The 21,673-nt window shown below is 61.8% G+C and carries 21 protein-coding genes; 6 read left to right on the top strand and 15 right to left on the bottom strand.

Going from position 1 to position 21,673, the window contains the following annotated elements; all coding sequences use genetic code 11:
* Positions 1-112: 112 nt before the first annotated feature.
* The 4 genes from PG897_RS13575 to rplU all read right to left on the bottom strand — a co-directional run bounded on the left by PG897_RS13575 (position 113) and on the right by rplU (position 3,854).
* Positions 113-1,483 carry a YjiH family protein gene (locus tag PG897_RS13575; RefSeq protein WP_005304191.1) on the bottom strand — a complete coding sequence of 457 codons (1,371 nt, stop codon included), beginning with the start codon at positions 1,481-1,483 and terminating at the stop codon, positions 113-115.
* A gap of 393 nt (positions 1,484-1,876) precedes the next feature.
* Positions 1,877-3,079 carry an Obg family GTPase CgtA gene (cgtA, locus tag PG897_RS13570; protein ID WP_017763857.1) on the bottom strand — a complete coding sequence of 401 codons (1,203 nt, stop codon included), beginning with the start codon at positions 3,077-3,079 and terminating at the stop codon, positions 1,877-1,879.
* Positions 3,080-3,267: 188 nt separating this feature from the next.
* Positions 3,268-3,525, bottom strand: a complete 258-nt coding sequence (gene rpmA, locus PG897_RS13565; RefSeq protein WP_005304202.1) for a 50S ribosomal protein L27 — start codon at positions 3,523-3,525, stop codon at positions 3,268-3,270.
* Between the two features lie 17 nt (positions 3,526-3,542).
* Entirely contained in the window at positions 3,543-3,854 is a 312-nt protein-coding gene (gene rplU / locus PG897_RS13560; RefSeq protein WP_005304210.1) for a 50S ribosomal protein L21, read from the bottom strand.
* Between the two features lie 242 nt (positions 3,855-4,096).
* Here rplU and ispB point away from each other — a divergent pair, with 242 nt between their 5' ends.
* Entirely contained in the window at positions 4,097-5,068 is a 972-nt protein-coding gene (ispB, locus tag PG897_RS13555) for an octaprenyl diphosphate synthase (protein ID WP_270829108.1), read from the top strand.
* A gap of 86 nt (positions 5,069-5,154) precedes the next feature.
* Here the strand turns inward: ispB and PG897_RS13550 are convergent, their stop codons facing one another.
* The 10 genes from PG897_RS13550 to PG897_RS13505 all read right to left on the bottom strand — a co-directional run bounded on the left by PG897_RS13550 (position 5,155) and on the right by PG897_RS13505 (position 15,943).
* Positions 5,155-5,343 (bottom strand): DUF2065 domain-containing protein, encoded by a 189-nt coding sequence (locus tag PG897_RS13550; RefSeq protein WP_005304217.1) that lies wholly within the window; start codon positions 5,341-5,343, stop codon positions 5,155-5,157.
* Positions 5,344-5,475: 132 nt separating this feature from the next.
* Positions 5,476-6,360, bottom strand: coding sequence for a protease modulator HflC (gene hflC / locus PG897_RS13545; RefSeq protein WP_017763855.1), 885 nt, complete (start codon positions 6,358-6,360; stop codon positions 5,476-5,478).
* Between the two features lie 3 nt (positions 6,361-6,363).
* Positions 6,364-7,515 carry an FtsH protease activity modulator HflK gene (gene hflK, locus PG897_RS13540; RefSeq protein ID WP_005304223.1) on the bottom strand — a complete coding sequence of 384 codons (1,152 nt, stop codon included), beginning with the start codon at positions 7,513-7,515 and terminating at the stop codon, positions 6,364-6,366.
* A gap of 91 nt (positions 7,516-7,606) precedes the next feature.
* Positions 7,607-8,893 carry a ribosome rescue GTPase HflX gene (hflX, locus tag PG897_RS13535; protein ID WP_201881790.1) on the bottom strand — a complete coding sequence of 429 codons (1,287 nt, stop codon included), beginning with the start codon at positions 8,891-8,893 and terminating at the stop codon, positions 7,607-7,609.
* A gap of 63 nt (positions 8,894-8,956) precedes the next feature.
* Positions 8,957-9,220, bottom strand: coding sequence for an RNA chaperone Hfq (gene hfq, locus PG897_RS13530; RefSeq protein ID WP_005304228.1), 264 nt, complete (start codon positions 9,218-9,220; stop codon positions 8,957-8,959).
* A 70-nt stretch (positions 9,221-9,290) separates the two neighbouring features.
* Positions 9,291-10,208 carry a tRNA (adenosine(37)-N6)-dimethylallyltransferase MiaA gene (gene miaA, locus PG897_RS13525; protein WP_095593354.1) on the bottom strand — a complete coding sequence of 306 codons (918 nt, stop codon included), beginning with the start codon at positions 10,206-10,208 and terminating at the stop codon, positions 9,291-9,293.
* Positions 10,209-10,301: 93 nt separating this feature from the next.
* A complete protein-coding gene (gene mutL, locus PG897_RS13520) occupies positions 10,302-12,173 on the bottom strand; it encodes a DNA mismatch repair endonuclease MutL (protein ID WP_117404752.1) in 1,872 nt (623 codons plus the stop codon).
* Positions 12,174-12,402: 229 nt separating this feature from the next.
* On the bottom strand, positions 12,403-13,959 hold the full coding sequence (locus PG897_RS13515; protein ID WP_270829106.1) for an N-acetylmuramoyl-L-alanine amidase: 1,557 nt from the start codon (positions 13,957-13,959) through the stop codon (positions 12,403-12,405).
* Entirely contained in the window at positions 13,950-14,423 is a 474-nt protein-coding gene (gene tsaE / locus PG897_RS13510) for a tRNA (adenosine(37)-N6)-threonylcarbamoyltransferase complex ATPase subunit type 1 TsaE (protein WP_005304245.1), read from the bottom strand. The genes PG897_RS13515 and tsaE overlap by 10 nt, the downstream gene beginning before the upstream one ends.
* 8 nt (positions 14,424-14,431) lie before the next feature.
* Positions 14,432-15,943, bottom strand: coding sequence for a bifunctional ADP-dependent NAD(P)H-hydrate dehydratase/NAD(P)H-hydrate epimerase (locus PG897_RS13505; RefSeq protein WP_042009095.1), 1,512 nt, complete (start codon positions 15,941-15,943; stop codon positions 14,432-14,434).
* A gap of 186 nt (positions 15,944-16,129) precedes the next feature.
* Between PG897_RS13505 and queG the strand changes: the two genes are divergently transcribed.
* Entirely contained in the window at positions 16,130-17,257 is a 1,128-nt protein-coding gene (queG, locus tag PG897_RS13500) for a tRNA epoxyqueuosine(34) reductase QueG (RefSeq protein WP_201885116.1), read from the top strand.
* A gap of 83 nt (positions 17,258-17,340) precedes the next feature.
* Positions 17,341-18,096 carry a polyphosphate--glucose phosphotransferase gene (gene ppgK, locus PG897_RS13495; protein ID WP_005304254.1) on the top strand — a complete coding sequence of 252 codons (756 nt, stop codon included), beginning with the start codon at positions 17,341-17,343 and terminating at the stop codon, positions 18,094-18,096.
* Between the two features lie 109 nt (positions 18,097-18,205).
* Here ppgK and PG897_RS13490 read toward each other — a convergent pair whose 3' ends face one another.
* Positions 18,206-18,661, bottom strand: coding sequence for a hypothetical protein (locus PG897_RS13490; protein ID WP_201881781.1), 456 nt, complete (start codon positions 18,659-18,661; stop codon positions 18,206-18,208).
* Between the two features lie 471 nt (positions 18,662-19,132).
* Here PG897_RS13490 and metN point away from each other — a divergent pair, with 471 nt between their 5' ends.
* Genes metN through metQ form a run of 3 tightly spaced genes read left to right on the top strand, consistent with a single transcriptional unit; the run spans position 19,133 to position 21,636 of the window.
* Complete coding sequence (gene metN, locus PG897_RS13485; protein ID WP_005304262.1) at positions 19,133-20,176, top strand: methionine ABC transporter ATP-binding protein MetN; 1,044 nt, start codon at positions 19,133-19,135, stop codon at positions 20,174-20,176.
* Positions 20,157-20,810, top strand: coding sequence for a methionine ABC transporter permease (locus PG897_RS13480; protein ID WP_011704854.1), 654 nt, complete (start codon positions 20,157-20,159; stop codon positions 20,808-20,810). Before metN ends, PG897_RS13480 begins: the two co-directional genes overlap by 20 nt.
* A gap of 25 nt (positions 20,811-20,835) precedes the next feature.
* Positions 20,836-21,636 carry a methionine ABC transporter substrate-binding lipoprotein MetQ gene (gene metQ / locus PG897_RS13475; RefSeq protein WP_005304269.1) on the top strand — a complete coding sequence of 267 codons (801 nt, stop codon included), beginning with the start codon at positions 20,836-20,838 and terminating at the stop codon, positions 21,634-21,636.
* The last annotated feature ends 37 nt before the right edge of the window (positions 21,637-21,673 follow it).

Genomic DNA, 21,673 nt, shown 5'->3' with positions numbered 1-21,673 from the left:
TTCAGCTTGTTACATTAATGTAAATTCACGCCTCATAAAAGACTCACTTTGGTCTAATAGTGGCCATAAAAAACGGCCAACCGAAGTTGACCGTTTACAGACGCGGGGCAGATCAGAACAGCAGGTGCGCCACCCCGGCGATGACCGGCAGGGTGATCAGGGTGCGCAGCAGGAAGATCACGAACAGCTCCCACAGCTTGACCGGGATCTTGCTGCCCAGCAGCAGGGCGCCCACTTCCGACATATAGATGAGCTGGGTGACCGACATGGCGGCGATCACGAAGCGGGTCATCTCGCTCTCGATGGTGGAGGCCAGCACCGCCGGGATGAACATGTCGGCGAAGCCCACCATGATGGTCTTGGAAGCGGCTTCCGCCTCCGGCAGTTGCAACAGCTCCAGCAAGGGGACGAAGGGGGCCCCCAGCCAGTTGAAGATGGGGGTGTGCTCGGCCAGCATCAGGGCACAGGTACCCACCGCCATCACCACCGGCAGCACGCCAAACACCATGTCCAGGGCATTCTTCACCCCTTCCCGCGCCACGGCGCCGAGATCCGTCATGCTGTCGGCCTTGGTCAGGGCCCGCTCATAGCCATAGCTCAGCACGCTGTGCTGATGGGGGATCGCCTCCTGCTTGCGGCACAGGGGGGTACCGTCGCTGTAGACATCCTTCTTCCAGGAGAGCGGCGGCAGGCGCGGCACCACGATGGCGGCCACCACCCCGGCCAGGCAGACGGTCAGGTAGAAGGGCACGAACATGTGCTCCAGCTTCACCTGGGAGATCACCACCAGGCAGAAGGTGATGGAAACGGCAGAGAAGGTGGTGCCGATGACGGCGGCTTCCCGCTGGGTGTAGAACTTGCCTTCGTACTGTTTGCTGGTCAGCAGGATGCCGACGCTGCCATCCCCGAGCCAGGAGGCGAAGCAGTCCACCGCAGAGCGGCCCGGCAGGCGGAACACGGGGCGCATGATGCGGGTCATCATGGTGCCGACAAACTCCAGCAGACCAAAATCGAGCAGCAGCGGCAGCAGCAGGCCGGCGAAGATGAAGACGGAGAACAGCACCGGCAGCAGATCGTGCAGCACCAGACCACCGGTCGCACCGGAACGCAGCACCTCGGGACCGGCCTCGAAGAAGGTCAGCAGCACGAAGATACCGCCAAGCACCCGCACGCAGGCCCAGAAGGGAGAGACGTTGAACAGGCTGTTGAGGAAGGGGCGCTTCACCAGGATCGCCGGCTTGAACAACCAGGCGATCAGGGTCATCAGCATGGTGGTGGTGATGATGGCGCTGACCATGGCCACCAGATAGTCGGCAAACACCCTCTGTACCAGCTTCGCCAGTACGGCTACCGGGATGGTGACGTTGCCGTCATAGAGAACGGGGGTCATGAACAGCAGGATCCCGATGAGTGACGGGACCAGGAACATCAGCACGTTGCGACGGGTATTGAGCGCAGGTGCTTGCAGAGTCTTTTCCAGCATGGTTTACAGCCTTAATGTTACTTTTCCTTAGCCAGGCGAACCTGCATACCCATGCTCTCACCCGACAAAACGGGCGCAAGAATACTCCAAAAAAATGCACAAACAAGCCTTTAATGGATCATTTCAAGCATAAATATTTTTACAGGCAAACCTTCCATAAGAATGTACCCAAACAGATGCGCATATCAATTCATTACAAATGGTTAGCACATTGTTTCGTTAAGGTTACATTCAGGAGCGCAGTATAATCAGTTGCGGTTGGCAGGCAATAAGTGACATGAGAAATATATCTATATGGTGATCCAGTCGATCCCCATAAAAAAACCGGAGCCTGGCAAGGCTCCGGTTTTTCAGCGGCGGGTGGCTGCACTGTGCCCACCCGCAGGATGAGGGTCAGTCACGCACGTAGATGACTTCCACGCCATCATCGTCTTCGTCGTCCCAGTCATCGTCATCCAGCGACTCGTCAAACGCCTTGGAGGCAGCCAGCGCATCCGCTTCGGCCTTGGCCAGCTGGTTCTTGTGGTAGTCGTCCCACTTGAACTCCACCTTCTCGATGGCTTCCTTGGCATCTTCCGCCAGCTGACGGGGCATGGTATCCAGCAGATCCAGGATGTCGTAACAGACCTTCTTGGTCCCTTCCTTGCTGATGGCGGTGATGGCGTAAACCGGCCCTTCGTGGTTCAGGGCGGCCTTCACGCGCTCCATCACTTCACCTGCCTCTTCTTCCAGGATCAGGTCCATCTTGTTGAACACCAGCCAGCGTGGCTTGCTCGCCAGCTCCGGGCTGTACTTCTCCAGCTCGCGGACGATGGTCACGGCATTCTCGGCCGGATCGGAACCATCCACCGGGCAGATATCCACCAGATGGACCAGCACGCGGCAGCGCTCGAGGTGCTTGAGGAAGCGGATACCGAGGCCGGCGCCTTCGGCAGCACCCTCGATCAGACCCGGAATGTCGGCAATGACGAAGGAGCGGGAGTTCTCGCCACGCACCACGCCGAGGTTCGGCACCAGCGTGGTGAAGGGGTAGTCAGCCACTTTCGGGCGGGCCGCAGAGACGGCACGGATGAAGGTGGACTTGCCGGCGTTGGGCAGGCCAAGCATGCCGACGTCGGCCAGCAGCAGCAGCTCCAGCTTCAGGGTACGTACTTCACCCGGGGTGCCGTTGCTCTTCTGGCGCGGCGCACGGTTGACCGAGCTCTTGAAGCGGGTGTTGCCAAGACCGTGGAAACCACCCTTGGCGACCAGCAGCTTCTGCTCATGGTGGGTCAGATCCCCCAGCAGTTCGCCGGTATCTTCATCGGTCGCACGGGTACCGACCGGCACGCGCAGGATCTTGTCCTTGCCGCGACGACCGGTACAGTTGGCGCTCTGGCCATTCTCGCCACGCTCGGCGGCGTGGAAACGCTCGAAACGGTAGTCGATCAGGGTGTTCAGGTTTTCATCGGCAACCAGATACACGTCGCCACCGTCACCGCCGTCACCGCCGTCCGGGCCACCGTTCGGAATGTACTTCTCCCGGCGAAAGCTCACACAACCGTTACCACCGTCACCGGCATCGACTCGAATCTGGACTTCATCAACAAACTTCATAGGTAACCGTCACCTTAATTCGAAAAACCGATACGCCATTATAGTGGTACAGACCCCTGCGGGCGATACGCATCTTGCCAGTCGCCCCTTCAGAGCCAGGGTCGGCTGCGTGCCGTTTTTTCGTCAACTACATCAGAAAAACAAAAGCCCCGCCTGTTGGCGGGGCTTCGGATCCTTGCGGTCCGTAATTACTCAGCAACGATGCTTACGTACTTACGGTTCAGCGGACCTTTGACTTCGAACTGCACCTTGCCGTTCGCGGTAGCGAACAGGGTGTGGTCCTTGCCCAGACCAACGTTCTCACCAGCGTGGAACTTGGTGCCGCGCTGACGAACGATGATGCTGCCAGCCAGAACTGTTTCGCCGCCGAAACGCTTCACGCCCAGGCGTTTAGCTTCTGAATCGCGGCCGTTGCGGGATGAACCGCCAGCTTTTTTGTGTGCCATCTATCGTACTCCTCTAATTAAGCGCTGATGCCAGTGATTTTGACTTCAGTGAACCACTGACGGTGGCCCGCTTGCTTACGGTGGTGCTTACGACGACGGAACTTGACGATAGTCACTTTCTCGCCACGGCCGTGAGCCACAACTTCAGCTACAACCTTGCCACCTTCAACGAAAGGAGCACCTACTTTAAAAGTGTCGCCTGCAGCAACCATCAGCACTTCGTTGAAGTCGATGGTAGCGCCAGTCTCAACGTTCAGCTTTTCCAGACGAACGATTTGACCTTCGGCCACACGGTGTTGTTTTCCGCCGCTTTGGAATACCGCGTACATTTGATTAACTCCGTAAAGGCGTGTCTTTTGCTCAAGGCCAGACACGCGCAAAAACCTATAACAATGGGCGGGCATTCTACGCAAATCGATTTGCTCAGGCAAGGCCAATTTAGCAAAAAGTTTATTTTGTGCGCATATCTGCCGCCGTGAATAAACGCTTAACTGTAACCCATTGTGAAATCGTGTAGAATCCCCGCCATTGCTAAAATCGCAGTCATCACTGCCGTCACGTTACGAGACTTATGGACCAACAGACTATCCGTGCGCTCTGTGCCGCCGACATGACGGCGGTCAATGAACTGATCCTGGCGCGACTCCAGTCCGATGTCAGCCTGATCAACCAGCTTGGTTTCTATATTGTCAGTGCAGGCGGGAAACGGATGCGCCCCATGCTGACCGTCATGGCCGCCCGCGCACTGGGATATGAGGGTGAGGATCACCTGAAACTGGCTGCCATCATCGAATTCATTCACACCTCCACCCTGCTGCACGACGACGTGGTCGACGAATCCGACCTGCGCCGCGGCCGGGAAACCGCCAACGCCATGTTCGGCAACGCCGCCAGCGTGCTGGTGGGTGACTACCTCTACAGCCGCTCCTTCCAGATGATGAGCGAGCTCTCCAACCTGCGGGTGATGGAGATCCTCTCCGAGGCCACCAACACCATCGCCGAAGGGGAAGTGCTGCAGCTGATGAACTGCAACGACCCGGATACCACCGAAGAGAGCTACATGACGGTCATCTATTGCAAGACCGCCAAGCTGTTCGAAGCCGCCACCCGTCTCGCCGCCGTGCTGACCCATCAGCCCGCGCCCATCGAGCAGGCGATGACCGACTACGGCAAGTATCTGGGCACCGCCTTCCAGATCATCGACGACGTGATGGACTACTGCTCCCAGAGCGACGAGATGGGCAAGAACGTGGGCGACGATCTGGCCGAAGGCAAGCCGACCCTGCCGCTGTTGCATGCCATGGAAGTGGGTAGCCCGGAAGAGCGCCAGCTGGTGCGCGACGCCATCGAGCACCGCAACGGCATGGAGCACCTCGACCGGATCCTGGCCATCCTCGACCGTACCGGCGCGCTGGAGTACTCCCGCATGCGGGCCCGGGAAGAGGCCGACAAGGCCATCGCGGCCCTCGCCATCCTGCCGGACTCCCAACACAAGCAGGCGCTGGAAACCCTGGCCCACATGGCGGTGCAACGCAGCGCCTGATGCCAGCCGGTAGACAATAAAAAAGAGGCCAGAGGGTCTCTTTTTTATTGTCCAATTAGCCGTGCCACTGTCGTTTCAACCAGGAGCTAGCGGGCCAGCGCCCACAAGATAACGGCCCCGGCCACCACCAGACAGCCGCCTATGCGGCGCAACTGCTCGGCCGGTTGATCGCTCAGCAGTCGCAACATCTGCTGCCAGGCGCGCGGCATCAAGAGCGGCCCCAGCCCTTCGAACAGCAGCAGCAATCCCAGCCCCATCAGGATGGATGTCAGCATACAACCTCCTTTCTCGTCTGAATGTGCCCCAACCACAGCACTTCGCACGCCGCCCCCCCTCCCGCTGCCAGCCGATGACCGGCAAACAAAAGGGCCTGAATCATCAGGCCCTTGGGTCAAATCACGACAAGCTTACTGCTTGTTGCCGTGCGGCGACTTGAGGTAGCGGAAGAACTCGCTGTCCGGCTTGAGGACCATCAGGTCATTGCCACCGGCGAAGCTCTTGCGATAAGCCTCCATGCTGCGCACGAAGCTGAAAAACTCGGGGTCTTTCTTGTAGCTGTCGGCATAGATCTTGGCGGCCTCGGCATCCCCTTCACCACGCAGCTGACGAGCATTACTCTCGGCATCGGCGATCATGACGGTCACCTTGCGGTCGATGTCGGCACGCAGGATCTCGGCCTGCTCGCGGCCCTGGGAGCGATGCTCACGGGCTACCGCGGTCCGCTCGGCACGCATACGCTGATAGATGGAGCTGGAGACTTCCACCGGCAGGTTGATCTGCTTGATACGCACATCCACCACCTTGATGCCGAGCTCGGAGGAGCGCGCCATCTTCATCAGGGCATCTTCCATCACGGTACTGCGCTCACCAGAGACGATGTCCTTGATGGTGCGATTACCAATTTCGGAACGCAGACCGTTGTTGATCTTGCGCTTGAGCAGGTCTTCGGCCTGGATCTTGTTGCCACCGCCGGTCGCCAGGTAGTACTTGGAGAAGTCCTCGATCTTCCACTTCACGTAGGAGTCGATGATGAGGTCCTTCTTCTCGGAGGTGACGAAGCGATCTGCCTGCCCTTCCAGGGTCTGGATACGGGCATCCATCTTGCGAACCTGGTCGATGAGCGGCACCTTGAAGTGCAGGCCCGGCTCGTACAGGCGCGGCTCGCCGGATTCAACCCGCTTCACCTTGCCAAACTGCACCACGATTCCCTTCTGGCCTTCATCGACGATGAAGACCGACGAGAAGCAGACCATGGCGGCCACAGCGATGACACCAATAGCTAGCTTTTTCATCTATCAGTTTCTCCCTGAGCTGAAACGGTCGCCGCTGCGCAGCGGGGTCGGCGTGGAGTTGGCCCCTTCGTTGGACGGCGGGGTCTGTTCTACCACCGGCGCACCTGCCGGACGAGCCGGTTGCACCGCGTTGGCCTTGCCGGAGAGCTTGTCGAGCGGCAGGTAGATCATGCTGTTGTTGCCAGCCGGCATGTCGACCACCACCTTGTTGGCCTGCTGATAGAGCTCTTCCATGGTTTCCAGGTAGATACGATCACGGGTCAGCTCGGGCGCAGCCTGATACTGGGGCAGCAGCTCGTTGAAGCGAGCGACTTCACCTTTGGCCTTCAGCACGATCTGGGACTTGTAGGCCTCAGCCTCCTGCTCCAGACGCTTGACCTGGCCGCGGGCCTTCGGCTCCACTTCACGGGCATAGGCTTCGGCTTCACGAATGAAGCGCTGTTCATCTTCCTGAGCGGAGATGGCGTCATCGAACGCATCCTTCACCTCTTCCGGCGGACGCGCCGGCAGGAAGTTGACGTCGACGATCTGCAGACCCATGTGATAGGGCTCGATGATGCTGTCGATCACCTGCCAGGTCTCCTGACGCACCTTCTCACGGCCCGTAGTCAGCACGTCGTCCATCCGGGTATGACCCACCACGTAGCGCAGGGCGCTGTCGGTCGCCTGACTCAGGCTCTCGTCGGCGTTGGTGACGCTGAACAGGTACTGCTCGGGATCGACCACGCGATACTGCACGTCCATCTCGACCCGCACCACGTTCTCATCCTGGGTCAGCATGAAGCCGGAGGCCGGCAGGGAACGGACCGACTCCACGTCCACCGGGATCACCCGGTCGATGAAGGTCGGTTTCCAGCGCAGGCCCGGATCCACGTTGTGGGAGTACTCGCCAAAGCGCAGCACCACGCCACGCTCGGCTTCGCGAATGGTATAGAAGCCGCTGACGACCCACACCACTACCGCCACCACCAGCGCGATGGAGAGGCCGAACTTGCCGACGTCACCACCACCCGATTTGCCGCCTCCCAGCAGACCACCAAAACGGCGGCTCACCTTGCGCAGCATCTCGTCCAGATCAGGGGGTCCCTGATTCTTGCCGTTGTTCCCCCAGGGGTCACGGTCTTTGCCGTTATTACCAGGCTCATTCCAAGCCATCAGCGTCTCCATTAATACATGCGGATGGATATCATCTCTATCGGGCCATCAATCGTTGATGAAGCCAGCAAACATTCATCTCATCGACGAATCAATGCCTGATAAAGCGTTGTAAACTCTCACCTTCTTGTTTCACGAGGCGGTTCCAATCAGCCAGTTGCAGGCGGACTTCCAACACAAAATCCCCCTCCTCGCTGAAACCTTCCTGCTCGATGCCCTTGAGGCGATAGAGCGCACTGCGCAATCTGGCGGCCGAAGGGGGCAACTGCAGAGTGTGGTGCACCATGGAGCCGGCCAGCAGCTCGGTCAGGACAACAAACAGATCGTCACACCCCTCGCCGGTCTGGGCAGACAGCCAGACCCGCACCGGGCGCCCCTCTTCGTCCCGCTCCAGCCCGACCGGGTGTTCACCCAGCTTGTCGATCTTGTTGCAGATCATCAGCTGGGGCCGGTCGTCGGCTTCGATCTCGGCCAGCACCTGCTGCACCGATTCGATATTTTCCTGCATCTGCTCGTCGGCACAGTCCACCACGTGCAGCAGCAGGTCCGCTTCGCGGGTCTCCTGCAGCGTCGCCTTGAAGGCCGCGACCAGATCATGGGGCAAGTGTCGAATAAATCCAACTGTATCCGCCAGAATCACATCACCCACATCCCGGATCACCAATTTGCGCAGGGTCGGATCCAGGGTTGCGAACAATTGGTCGGCAGCATACACGCTGGCAGCTGTAAGTTGGTTGAACAAAGTGGACTTTCCGGCGTTGGTGTAACCCACCAGAGAAACGGTCGGCACCTCGTTGCGGTTGCGGGCACGACGTCCCTGTTCCCGCTGCTTGGCCACCTTGTCGAGCCGGCGCAAAATCGCCTTGATGCGTTCACGCAACAGGCGGCGGTCGGTTTCCAGCTGGGTTTCACCCGGGCCGCGCAGACCGATCCCCCCCTTCTGACGTTCAAGGTGGGTCCAGCCTCGCACCAGGCGAGTAGAGAGATGGCGCAACTGGGCCAGTTCGACCTGCAACTTGCCTTCGTGAGTACGGGCACGCTGAGCGAAGATATCGAGGATCAGGCCGGTCCTGTCCACTACCCGGCACTGGAACAGACGCTCCAGGTTGCGCTCCTGGGCAGGGGTCAGGGCATGGTTGAAGATGACGACGTCGGCGTCCAGCATCTGGACCTGGGACGCGATCTCTTCAGCCTTGCCGCTGCCGACAAAAAATTTGGCGCTGGGCGCACTGCGGCTGGTGGTGATCACCCCCAGCGCATTGACCCCGGCCGAGCTCACCAGCATCTTGAGCTCTTCCAGATCCTCCCGCTCACCCTCATCACTGAAGTTGACATGTACCAGAACGGCCTGTTCGCCGGCTTCATAACGGTCAAACAAGCGCTTGCTCCTTGACAGGAATCATGATGAATCTGGGTTGACGAGTCGCCTCGTCCCGGGATATCACGCCTCGGCTTCACCCTGCTCTTCGCCAGCCGCGCCCTGGGCGTGCTGGTGATGGTTGACGGCACGGGCCGGCACCACGGTGGAGATGGCGTGCTTGTAGACCATCTGGCTCACGGTGTTCTTCAGCAAAATGACAAACTGGTCAAACGATTCGATCTGACCCTGCAGTTTGATGCCGTTCACCAAATAGATAGAAACAGGAATCCGCTCACGGCGCAGCGCATTCAAAAACGGGTCTTGGAGAGATTGCCCCTTAGCCATCTTCTTTTCCTTATAGTTTGTTGTTTTTAAACACCGGATATCAATATAACAACCTGATTATACAGGAGTGTCAAGCCACTCCGGCACGGGCGACGACCCTTGCCAGATTGCCAGACTCACCAGATTCCAACCAGGTCACATCAGACCAACCGCGCAACCAGGTCATTTGACGCTTGGCCAACTGGCGGGTGGCAACAATTCCGCGATAGCGCATCTCATCATACTCCACTTCCCCCGCCAAGTAGTCCCACATTTGGCGGTATCCCACGCAGCGGATGGAGGGAAGATCCGGGGTGAGATCGCCCCGTTGGTAGAGGCCCCTGACCTCCTGTTCAAAGCCACCCTGCAGCATCTTGTCAAAGCGCAGCTCGATGCGCTGGTGCAGCACGGCGCGATCGCTCGGCGCGATGGCAAACTGCAGCACGCGATAGGGCAACCCCTCCCCCTGCACCTGGGTCAGCTCGGTGAGCGTCTTGCCGCTGATGCGGTAGACCTCGAGCGCCCGGCTGAGCCGTTGCGGGTCATTGGGATGGATACGGGCCCCGGCCACCGGGTCGATGCGCACCAGCTCATCGTGCAGCGCCTGCCAGCCAAGGCGGGAGGCTTCCTCCTCGATGCCGGCCCGAATGGCGGGGTCGGCGGAGGGCAACGGAGATAGTCCCTCCAGCAGCGCCTTGAAATAGAGCATGGTGCCGCCCACCAGCAGCGGAATGCGGCCGCGCTCGGCAATCTCTTTCATCTCCCGCAGCGCATCACGGCAAAAATCGGCCGCCGAATAGCTCATAGCGGGATCCAGGATGTCGATCAGCCGGTGCGGCGCCTGCGCCAGTTCGGCCGGCGTAGGCTTGGCGGTGCCGATATCCATGCCGCGATAGATGAGCGCGGAATCCACGCTGATGATGTCGCAGGGCAGTGCCTGGCACAGTTCGATGGCGAGATCCGTCTTGCCGGAGGCCGTCGGCCCCATCAGAAAAATTGCAGTCGGCAAGTCAGCCACGTGAAAAACTCCCCTTCATAGTCGCCACCCCTTGGCGGCGCACCTGCAAAAAAACTGGTTTATGGATTCAAGAGGGCATTTCCCTCAATGGCCATCGGCGAACTCGGCCAGCACGCTCGCCAGCGACAGCGGGCGCACCATGCGAACGTCTGCCAGTTGGTCACTGAAATCGGCAACAAGTTCCGTCAGCAAGCGGTTGGCCGTGGCAAAATCATATACTTTTTCGCGACTTATCCCCTGCTCCACCAGCCATTGGCATAGTACTTCAGCCTGCTGGCCAGCATCACTGTCAGATCCGCTCTCGATCAGTTGCAGCAATTCGGGTAATAAGCGCACCAGATCGGTCTGGCGCAGCAGCGCCGGCACCCGAGTCAGGATCATGGTGTCGCGCCCACCGCTTTTCAACTCCAGCCCCATCCGTTTGAGCAAACGCTCCTGCGTTTCCACCAGCGCGACCAGGTTTTTCGGCAGCTTGAAGGAGACCGGCAGCAGCAGCGGCTGGGCCGCCAGCCCCTGGCCCCAGGTTTCCAGCAGCCAGTGGCGCAGCAGCAGGCGCTCGGCCCGCACCAGCGACAGCAGGGCCAGCCGGTTGTCCCGCTCCAGCAGCAGATAGGCCTGCTCCACCAGGGTCAAGGCCCGCCACGCCCCCGCCTTGGCCGCCACGGCGGCAGGCGCGGTTTCAGTCTCTGCCAGCGGCGTGTCCTGCACCGTCGGCAGGGTGGTGAGCAGCGCGCCCATGCCGCGCATCGCCTCCCGACTCGGGGGCTCGGGCGGCTGGTAGTTGCCGGGTCGCCCGGCGCCACTTCCTTCCCGCACTTCCCGGGCCGGGGCACGGTAGTTGTGCTCGGCGCCATACCACTCGGCTCTGGGCGCCTGGCCCGGATACTCGATGGGGGCACTGACCGGCAGCTCGACCAGGGTCTCGGCCAGAGGCTGGTCGCTCTCGTCGCTTGCCGCCCCTGGCTGGCGCAGGGCGGTAAAGAGCGCCTGGAAGATGAAGTCGTGAATGAGGCGCGCCTGATGAAAACGCACCTCGTGCTTGGCCGGATGGACGTTGACGTCCACCTGACGCGGATCCAGCTCGATGTAGAGCACGTAGGCCGCGAAGCGATCGGTCGGCAGCAGTTCGTCATAGGCCTGGCGAATGGCGTGGTTGATGAGCTTGTCGCGCATCATGCGGCCGTTGACATAGGTGTATTGCAGATCGTTCTGCGGTCTGGCGCCGGCGGGCGTGGCCAGCCAGCCCCACAGCCGCACGTCGCTGTGCTCGCTCTCCACCGCCAGCGCGTGGTGCATGAAGGGAGAGCCGCACACCGCGGCGAGCCGGCGCTCCTGCTCCGCCACCGTGTTGGCGGCCTTGTACTGGCGCACCACCTTGCCGTTGTGGCGCAGGATCAGGGTGACGTCGAAGCGGGAGAGCGCGATGCGGCGCACCAGCTCGTCGATGTGGGCAAACTCGGTCTTTTCGCTGCGCATGAACTTGCGCCGGGCCGGGGTGTTGAAGAAGAGGTCCACCACCTCCACCGTGGTGCCCACCGGGTGGGCCGCCGGCTTGACGGTAACGCTCATCTCGCGCCCTTCGGCCTGGGCCTGCCAGGCTTCGGACTGCTCCGCCGTGCGGGAGGTAAAGGTGAGACGGGAGACAGAACTGATGGAGGCGAGCGCCTCGCCGCGAAACCCCAGGCTGTTGATCCCTTCCAGATCGTCGAGAGTCGCCACCTTGGAGGTGGCGTGGCGCGACAGCGCCAGCACCAGCTCATCCTTGGCGACGCCACCGCCATTGTCGCGAATGCGAATAAGCTTGGCACCGCCCTTGTCGATGTCGATCTCGACCCGGTCGGCGCCGGCATCCAGGCTGTTTTCCACCAGCTCCTTGACCACGGAGGAGGGCCGCTCCACCACCTCACCTGCAGCAATCTGGTTGGCCAGAATCGGCGGCAATATACGGATTGGCATCGCTTACTCCTGCTGGTTGAACGGGATGGCTGTGGCAACCGTCCCGACTGGGCGCCACGCCGCCGCATCACAGCCCGCGCTCGTCTGGCTGGCCAGAACAGGGGACAAAGAACGGATCGGCATCGCTGGCTCCTGATGGTTGAAGGTGCGGGTAATCGGCGGGGGCGATGAGGACTAGCCGGGTCAGCCCTTGCCACAGGCAAGGGCGGGCCCGGCGCCTCATCCAGCGCTACTTTTGCGGGATATAGAGCACCTGCCCTATCTGGATGTCCCGCGACTTGAGCTTGTTGATCTCCACCAGTCGCGCCTGGCTGACCCCGTATTTCTCGGCAAGCCGGGAGAGGCTCTGCCCGCGGGTGACCACATGACGGAGCATGTTGGCCTTGTCATTGCTCTGCACGCTGGTCACCGGGACGCTCGGCTCCTTGGCTGCCACCACGTAGGGCTTGATCACCCCGGCGCCGGACGAGGATCCACCGACGCTGCTGACCGGCGCCCCGCCATCGCTGCTGCGGTTCGGTTCGGTGGCCGGCATCCGGTTGGTCACCACCGGCTGCGCCGCCGGTTTGCTGACGGCGACCGGCTTGCTGGCAGGGGCGGGTCGGCTGACCGCGGCCTGCTTGTTGCTGGCCTGCCCCTTGCCGGTGAGCATGGCGCCCTTGGTCGGGTGAGCCCGGTAGTAGTTGCGGATCCCCTCGAAGATGGCGCGGGCCAGTTGATCCTGATAGCTGGAGGTCGCCAGCAGCTTCTCTTCGGCGTGGTTGGAGATAAAGCCCGTCTCCACCAGCACGGAGGGAATGTCCGGCGCCTTCAACACCGCCAGGCTAGCGTGCTCCGGCGCCTTCTTGTGCAACCGGGCCACCCGGCCCAGCGAGCGCAGGATCTGGCGGCTGACGTCATAGCCTTCGGCTCGCGACTTGTCCATGGAGAGGTCGAGGAAGGTCTGCGCCAGGTAGGGGTTGGGATCGGATTCGGCCAACACCTTGCCAACGCCGCCCAGCAGCTCGCCCTGTTTCTCCTGCTTCTCCAGCCAGCTGCCCATCTCGCGGTTGGCACGGTTGGTCGACAGCACCCAGACGGAGGCGCCGCGCGGGGTCGAGTTGTGGAAGCTGTCGGCATGCACCGACACCAGCAGGTCGGCCTTGGCCTTGCGGGCAATCTCGGAGCGCTTGTTCAGATCGACGAAGTAGTCGCTGCGCCGGGTCAGCACTGCGCGCATGCCGGGTTCGCGGTCGATGAGGGTGGCCAGTTTCTGGGAGACCGCCAGGGTCACCCGCTTCTCGTAGGTGCGACGCGGGCCGATGGAGCCCGGGTCTTCCCCGCCGTGGCCTGGGTCGATGGCGATCACCACTCCCTTGCCCTTGCCGCCCACCGGTGCCGCCTGAGCGGTGGCGGAGGCCTTCTCTTCATAGGGCAGGTCGATCACCAGCCGGTGGCCATAGGGCCCTGCCGGCGCCAATGGAAAGACCACCGGCTTGATGGCTGAACTCAGATCCAGCACCAGCCGCAGCCCGCCTTTTTCCAGCGGCGAGCTCTCGCGGATCTTGCGCACCAGCTCGCTCTTGTTCTCGATGCGGGCCAGGTTGGTGACGTTGCTCGCCCCTTTCAGGTCGATCACCAGCCGGTCCGGACCGGTCAAGGTGAAGTAGTTGTAATTGGGGGCGCTGCTCATGTCGAGCACCACCCGGGTGTTGTCCGGCGATGGCCACACCCGCACGCTCTTGAGCTGATTCGCCCAGGAGGGTAAGGCCAGCAGGGAGAGGGCAATAACAAGGATCAAGCGCACGTAGATGACAACCGTTCCAGAATGGCTTCGCCAATAGCAGTGCGGGCGTCAATCTGCACCTCGCGCTGCTCGTTTGCATAACTCAGGGTGATCTCAAGATCCGGCGCAGGCAGCCAGCCGTCGCCCTTTTCCGGCCACTCCACCAGACAGAGGGTGTTGGCGCCGAAGTAGTCGCGGATCCCCATGAACTCCAGCTCTTCCGGGTCGGCCAGCCGATAGAGATCGAAGTGATAGAGCTGCCAGTCGGCCAGCTCGTAGGGCTCCACCAGGGTGTAGGTCGGGCTCTTGACCTTGCCCTCATGACCCAGCCCCTGCACCCAGCCCCGAGTCAGGGTGGTCTTGCCGGCCCCGAGGGCCCCGTGCAGGAAGACAGTGGTCGCCTGCTGGCAGGCGTGGGCCAGACGGCCACCCAGTGCCACGGTTGCTGCCTCGTCCGGCAGTGTCATCATCAGCTGTTTTGCCATGTTCTTCTTTAACTTGTTATGGTGTCGGGATTAACCAGTCGACGGATAAAGGGCAGCAGGTCTGATGCCAGCATGCCCCGCTCTCCGTCTGCAGCGGCCAGATCGGCCGCTTCCCCGTGGATCACGGCGCCCAGTCGGGCTGCCTCGGCGGCAGACCAGCCCTGGGCCAAAAGGGCGGCGATTATACCAGATAACAGGTCGCCCATGCCGCCACTGGCCATGCCGGGATTGCCCTCGTTGCAGAGCGCCATCCCCTTGCCGTCGTGGATCAGCGTCCCCGCCCCCTTGAGCAGCACCACACCGCCGAAGCGCTGCTGCAGACGCTGCACCGCGGCAAAGCGATCCGCGGCGATCTCGGCAATGGTGCAGCCCAGCAGGCGGGCCGCCTCGCCCGGATGGGGCGTGAGCACCCAATTATCCTGATGACGGGGACATTGCGCCAGCCAATTCAATCCATCGGCATCCAATACCAGTGGCACCCGCTCGTTAACAAATGACTCAAAATGGCGCCGACCCCACTCATCCTGACCCAGACCCGGCCCCACCACCCGCACCGAGGCCCAGCTTTCATCCCCCCCGGCCTGACTGCCCATCAATTCGGCCTGATAGAGGCTGGCGGGCAGGTGATCAGGATGCTGGCACACCCGGACCAGACCGGCACCGGCCCGCAGGCAGGCGCGCGCGGCCAGCACGATGGCCCCCTGCATCCCCGCATTGCCCCCCACCAGCAACACCTTGCCGTGGGAGCCCTTGTGGGACGAGCGCTGGCGCGGCGTCAGCCTGGCGCAAAGAGAAGGATAATCGACACGCTCGGCGGCAGCCTGCCACTTGGGCGGCGCGGTGACGCCGAGGGTGTCGCAGTCGAGTCGACCGACGCAATCCACCCCGTCGGCGGTGAGCATGCCCTGCTTGATGCCGATGAAGGTGAGGGTACGGCTGGCGCGCACCACGGCTCCCATGGCGCAGCCGGTATCGGCATTGAGGCCGGAGGGGAGATCCACCGCCAACACTGGCACCTGCAAGCCATTGATTGTTGCGACGATCCTTGTCATGAGAGGTGACAGCCGGATATGGACACCGGTGCCAAGCAGTGCATCTATCACCAGATCCGGGGCCGGCAGCCGGTCGAGCTCCCGCTCCTCGGGCGACACTACTGTGCCCCCCATCGCCAGCCACTCGTCGGCGGCCCGCCTGGCATCCCCCGTCAGTTCGGCGGGATCCCGCACGGCGATCACCTGAGGCTCAAGACCCAGCTGTCTCGCCAGGCGGGCCAGCACGTAGCCGTCGCCACCGTTGTTGCCGGGGCCGGTAAAGATCCACCAGCACCGGCTGTGCGGCCAGTGGTGGGTGGCGTAGGTACGCAGCGCCGCACCGGCGCGCTCCATCAAGGCATAGAGACTCAGCCCCTCGCGTTCGGCCCACTCCCGCTCCAGGGCACGGATCTGTTCAGTCCGCCACAGTGATTGTGGTAAGCTCTGCCCCTCTTTCCCGCTGATAGCATCCCCGATGACCTGTTCCATGACGGCTCCTGACTCTCATCCATTGATCCGGTCCGGCGGGCACCGGGCTCATGATGCAGTATGACGGCGGCAAACGCCCCCATCGGTTAACCTTGGCAGCAAGCCCCCAGAGATGCGATACAGCATGACAGTACACTCCCATCCCGGTGCACGCTCAGGTCGCCCGCCAGCAGGACCGGCAGCGCCATGACCACGGCCGAACTTCATCAACTGGCCCAAGATATCAAGCTCTGGGCGAGCGAGCTAGGATTCGACCAGGCCGGCATCACAGACACGGATCTCACCCTCGAAGAGCCCAGGCTGCAAGCCTGGCTGGACGCTGGCTATCACGGCAGCATGGACTACATGGCGCGCCACGGCATGATGCGGGCTCGCCCCCACGAGCTGCTGCCGGGCACCTTGCGGGTGTTGTCGGTGCGGATGAACTATCTCCCGTTCGAGGCGGGCTTCGCCGCCACCCTGCGCGACCCCACCCTCGGCTACATCAGCCGCTATGCCCTGGGTCGCGACTACCACAAGCTGCTGCGCAGCCGGCTCAAGCAGCTGGGGGAGCGCATCGAGCGGCGCTGCGAGGCGCTGGGCTGGCGCCCCTTCGTCGACTCGGCCCCCATTCTGGAGCGGCCGCTGGCGGCCAAGGCCGGCCTCGGCTGGGTGGGCAAACACTCGCTGCTGCTCAACGAGTCGGCGGGATCCTTCTTCTTTCTGGGGGAGCTGCTGCTCAGCCTGCCGCTGCCGTTGGACGCCCCGGTGGAGAAAGAGCAGTGCGGCAAGTGCGTGGCCTGCATCAACATCTGCCCCACCGGCGCCATTGTCGCCCCCTACGTGGTGGATGGCCGCCGCTGCATCTCCTATCTCACCATCGAGAACGACGGCCCCATCCCCGCAGAGTTCCGGCCGCTGATGGGCAACCGCATCTATGGCTGTGACGACTGCCAGCTCATCTGCCCCTGGAACCGCTACGCCAACGCCAGCCCAGAGCCCGACTTCAGCCCGCGCCCCAATCTGCACCGCCCACCGCTGTTGACCTTGTGGGGCTGGAGCGAGAGCGAGTTTCTCAAGCACACGGAAGGCAGCCCCATTCGCCGCATCGGCTATCAGCGCTGGCGCCGCAACCTGGCGGTGGCCCTTGGCAACGGTCCGGCCAGTCAGGAGGTAATTGTGGCCCTGCAGCAGGCGCTGACGGAAGCCGAGCCCATGGTGGCCGAACATATCGAGTGGGCGCTGACGACCCTGGCCCGGCGCCAGCAGGATGACAACAAAAAGACCCGCTTGCTGATCCGCTGCATCGAAAAAGGTCTGCCGGATCACGCATAGACGATCTGCCCCTTGCCGGATCCAGGTCATTTTTTCATGCTCTGCCGACGGTCGATGGTCGGCACAACAAAAGGAACAAGCTGATGCAGATGTTGGGAGTGGATATCGGTGGTTCGGGGATCAAGGGATGCCTGGTCGACACCGCAACGGGCGAGCTGATTGGCGAACGCCACCGGCTGGTGACGCCGCAGCCGGCCACCCCGGCCGCCGTGGCGCATACCCTCAAGGCGCTGGTGGAACACTTCGACTGGAAGGGCCCGGTGGGCTGCGGCTTTCCCGCCACCATCCACAACGGCATCGCCAAGAGTGCGGCCAATATCGACAAGAGCTGGATTGAGACCGACGTCGCTCATCTGTTCGGCGACGTGACCGGCCAGCCCTGCCACGTGCTGAACGACGCCGATGCGGCCGGTCTGGCGGAGATGCGCTACGGCAACGGCCGGGATCGCCAGGGGGTGATCATCCTCATCACGGTCGGCACCGGCATCGGCACCGCCGTGTTCGTCAACGGCCAGCTGCTGCCCAACACCGAGCTGGGTCACCTGATGCTGGAAGGGATGGTGGCCGAGCACTACTGCTCGGACGCGGTGCGCAAGCGCGAGGATCTCTCCTGGGGCCGCTGGGGCAAGCGCTTCAACAAGTACCTGGCTCGCCTCGAGTTTCTCTTCTCCCCCGACCTCTTCATCCTGGGCGGCGGCAGCGCCGCCAAGCTCGACAAGTTCATCGACAAGATTGAGACCCGTGCCCCGCTGGTGGCGGCCGCCAACCTCAATCAGGCCGGCATCATAGGCGCCGCCCTGCACGCCGCCGAGCTGACCGCCGCCCGCCAGTCGGCATGAGCCCGTCGTGCACAACAAACAGCAGAGGCCCGGCATTGCCGGGCCTCTGCTGTTTTCCTCACACATTTTTCACTACGCGCCGCACATCTCAGCCGACGGCGGCCATCCCCTAGAGGTCGTCGAGCCGATGGGCGCCGTGCACCAACCGGGTCAGGCGGGTCTGCTCCTGCGTGGCCAGGCCACCGAGCAGCCGCACCGTCTCCTCGGTCGGACACTCCCGGGCCAGATGGCTGAGCTCGCCGATGAGTTTCTCCTCCTGCCGGCACACCAGCTGCACTATGTCCTGGGTCTGGGCCATGGCGGGCAGGCTCAGGCGCCGGATCCCGGGCAGCAGATCCTCGCTGAAGCCCCGCTCCAGCCAGGTCTCCTTCACCCCTTCGCCAAGTTCGCTCAGGTAGTCATCCAGCTGGGTACCCGCCGCCTCCTCCCGCTGCTGCAGATAGACCAGCAGCAGCCGGCTGCGCTCGCCATCCACCTGGGTCATGAGGCGCCCGTAACAGAGTCCAAGCTGGTGATGCACCTGCTCCAGATAGAGCAGCAAGTCTTTGATTTGTTGAAATCGCATCAGGTTGCCCTCCTGTATGTCGTGCCCATTCAGTATAAAAAACAGGCAATTGCAAGCCAAGCCAAAGCACGGCCCTTGTTGTGCTGCATCAAGAAGCCGGCCAAGAAAGCAGCGATCGATACAAAATGGAATGATTTGTGCCAACCCGGGGGGAGTAAAAGGATGAGCAGCTGAATCCGTCTCACGACTAATAAAGGAAGTGATAATGGTGCATTTACCATCTGATATTCGGCAATCCTACTACACTGCCAAATACAATATTGATGTGAACCGGATCACCGTCGGCCTTAGTCAACAAGTGGCAATCCTTAGTACTTTTTTAGACGTCTAGATGTATAAACACGCGTTGACATGGCCATCCAGACATCTTAGCATCATCCTCCATGATGACAGAGCAACCCAGTGAAACCTCTGCCCAATTCACCCGCCTGTAGCGCCCTGTGCTTTAAGGCTGTTAGCACGGAAGAATCCATGATTAAGTTGATCGGTCTCAACAAAGTCTACGGTAAAGGCAGTGATGCCGTGCACGCCCTGCGTGATGTCAGCCTGCATGTGCCGCAAGGCAAAATTTTCGGGGTGATCGGTGCCTCCGGTGCCGGCAAGAGCACCCTCATCCGCTGCGTCAACCTGCTGGAGCGCCCGACGGATGGCCAGGTCATCGTCGACGGCCAGGATCTGGTCGCCCTGAGCGAGCGGGATCTGACCCAGGCTCGCCGCCAGATCGGGATGATCTTCCAGCACTTCAACCTGCTGGCCTCCCGCACCGTCTCCGCCAACATCGCCTTCCCGCTGGAGCTGGCGGGCTGGAGCAAGGACAAGATCCAGAATCGGGTCACCGAACTGTTGGCGCTGGTCGGGCTGGAAGCCCGCGCCCACGCCTATCCGTCCGAGCTATCCGGCGGTCAGAAGCAGCGGGTCGCCATCGCCCGGGCGCTGGCCCCGGCCCCCAAGGTGCTGCTGTGCGACGAGGCCACCTCGGCCCTCGACCCGCAGACCACCCGCTCGATCCTGACCCTGCTCAAGGAGATCAACGTCAAGCTGGGGCTCACCATACTGCTCATCACCCACGAGATGGACGTGGTGAAGGGGATCTGCGACGAAGTGGCCATCATCAGCGACGGCCGGCTGATCGAACAGGGCGAAGTGGCCTGGTTCTTCAGCAATGCCAAGACCCAGCTGGCACGGGATTTCATCCACTCCACCATTCACCTGGAAGTACCCCAGGAGTATCAGGATCGGATGAGTAGCGACCGGGTACCTGCCAGCTATCCGCTGGTGAAACTCGGCTTTACCGGCAGCACGGTCGACACGCCGCTCATCTCGGAGGCGAGCCGCCGCTTCAACATCGACATCAGCATTCTGAGCGCCGACATCGAGTACGCCGGCGGCGTCAAGTTCGGCTTCCTGCTGGCGGAACTGTTCGGGGATGAGGCCCAGTGCGAGGCCACCCAGCAGTTCTTCATCGACAACCATATTCAGCTGGAGGTAATGGGTTATGTCCGAAGCAATGATTAATCTGCTGTTCACGGCCCTGGGCGACACCCTCATCATGGTGTTTGCCTCCGCCCTGTTTGGCTGCCTGCTCGGTCTGCCGCTCGGCGTAGCGCTGCACGTGACCAAGGCTGGTCAGATCCTGGCCAACCCGCTGCTCAACCGTACCCTGGGCATGGTGGTCAACGTGGGTCGCTCGGTGCCCTTCATCATCCTGCTGGTCGCCATCATCCCGCTGACCCGGCTGATCGTCGGCACCAGCATCGGCACCATCGCCGCCATCGTGCCGCTGACCGTCGGTTGCATTCCCTTCATCGCCCGCCTGGTGGAAGGGGCCCTGATGGAGGTGCCGGACGGCCTGCTGGAAGCGGCCAAGGCGATGGGCGCCAAGCCATTGCAAATCATCACCAAGGTGCTGCTGCCCGAGGCCCTGCCCGGCATCCTCAACAGCGTCACCATCACCCTCGTCACGCTGGTGAACTACTCCGCCATGGCTGGTGCCATCGGGGGCGGTGGACTGGGCGATGTGGGTATTCGCTACGGCTATCAACGCTTTGACCCAACCGTCATGCTGGTCACCGTCGTGATCCTGGTAGTGCTGGTTCAACTCATCCAGAGCGCGGGTGAGCGCCTGGTCAACAAATGTGATCATCGTTAATCGTCGATTTCTGACAGGAGGTTTTATGAAATTTGGCATCAAATCCGTTGCGGCTGCCCTGCTGGCTACCCTGGTACTGGCCGGTTGCGGTCAAAAGGAAGAGAACAAGACCCTGAAGGTGGGCGCCATCGCCGGCCCCGAGACCGAACTGGTTGAAGTGGCCGCCAAAGTGGCCAAGGAGAAATACGGCCTGACCGTCGAGGTGGTCAACTTCTCCGACTACGTCACCCCGAACGTGGCCCTGAACGATGGCAGCGTTGACGTCAACGCCTTCCAGCACAAACCCTATCTGGATGCCCAGATCCGTGATCGCGGCTTCAAGCTGGTGCCGGTCGGCAACACCTTCGTCTACCCGATCGCCGGTTACTCCAAGAAGATCAAGGCCCTCTCCGAGCTGAAAGATGGCGCCCAGATCGCGGTGCCGAACGATCCGACCAACCTGGGCCGCTCCCTGATCCTGCTGGAGAAGCAGGGTCTGCTGAAGCTCAAAGAGGGTGCCGGTCTGGAAGCGACCGTGCTGGACATCGCCAGCAACCCGCGCAACTTCAAGATCGTCGAGCTGGAAGCTGCCCAGCTGCCGCGCTCGCTGGAAGACGTGGACTTGGCCATCATCAACAACACCTTCGCCGGTCAGATTGGCCTGACCCCGACCGAGAACGGCCTGTTTGTTGAGGACAAGGAGTCCCCTTACGTCAACCTGATCGTCGCCCGCGACAACAACAAGGACGACGAGAAGGTCAAACAGTTCGTACAGGCCTTCCAGACCGACGACGTCTACAAGAAAGGGCTGGAACTGTTCAAAGGCGGCCTGGTGAAAGGTTGGTAATCACTCACTCGGCAAAAAAGGCCACGCAATGCGTGGC

The sequence above is a fragment of the Aeromonas sp. QDB20 genome, from assembly GCF_027707805.1.
GTDB classification, from domain to species: domain Bacteria; phylum Pseudomonadota; class Gammaproteobacteria; order Enterobacterales; family Aeromonadaceae; genus Aeromonas; species Aeromonas dhakensis.
Note: the sequence above shows the minus strand (reverse complement) of the source record. Positions and strands in the feature narration are given on the sequence as shown.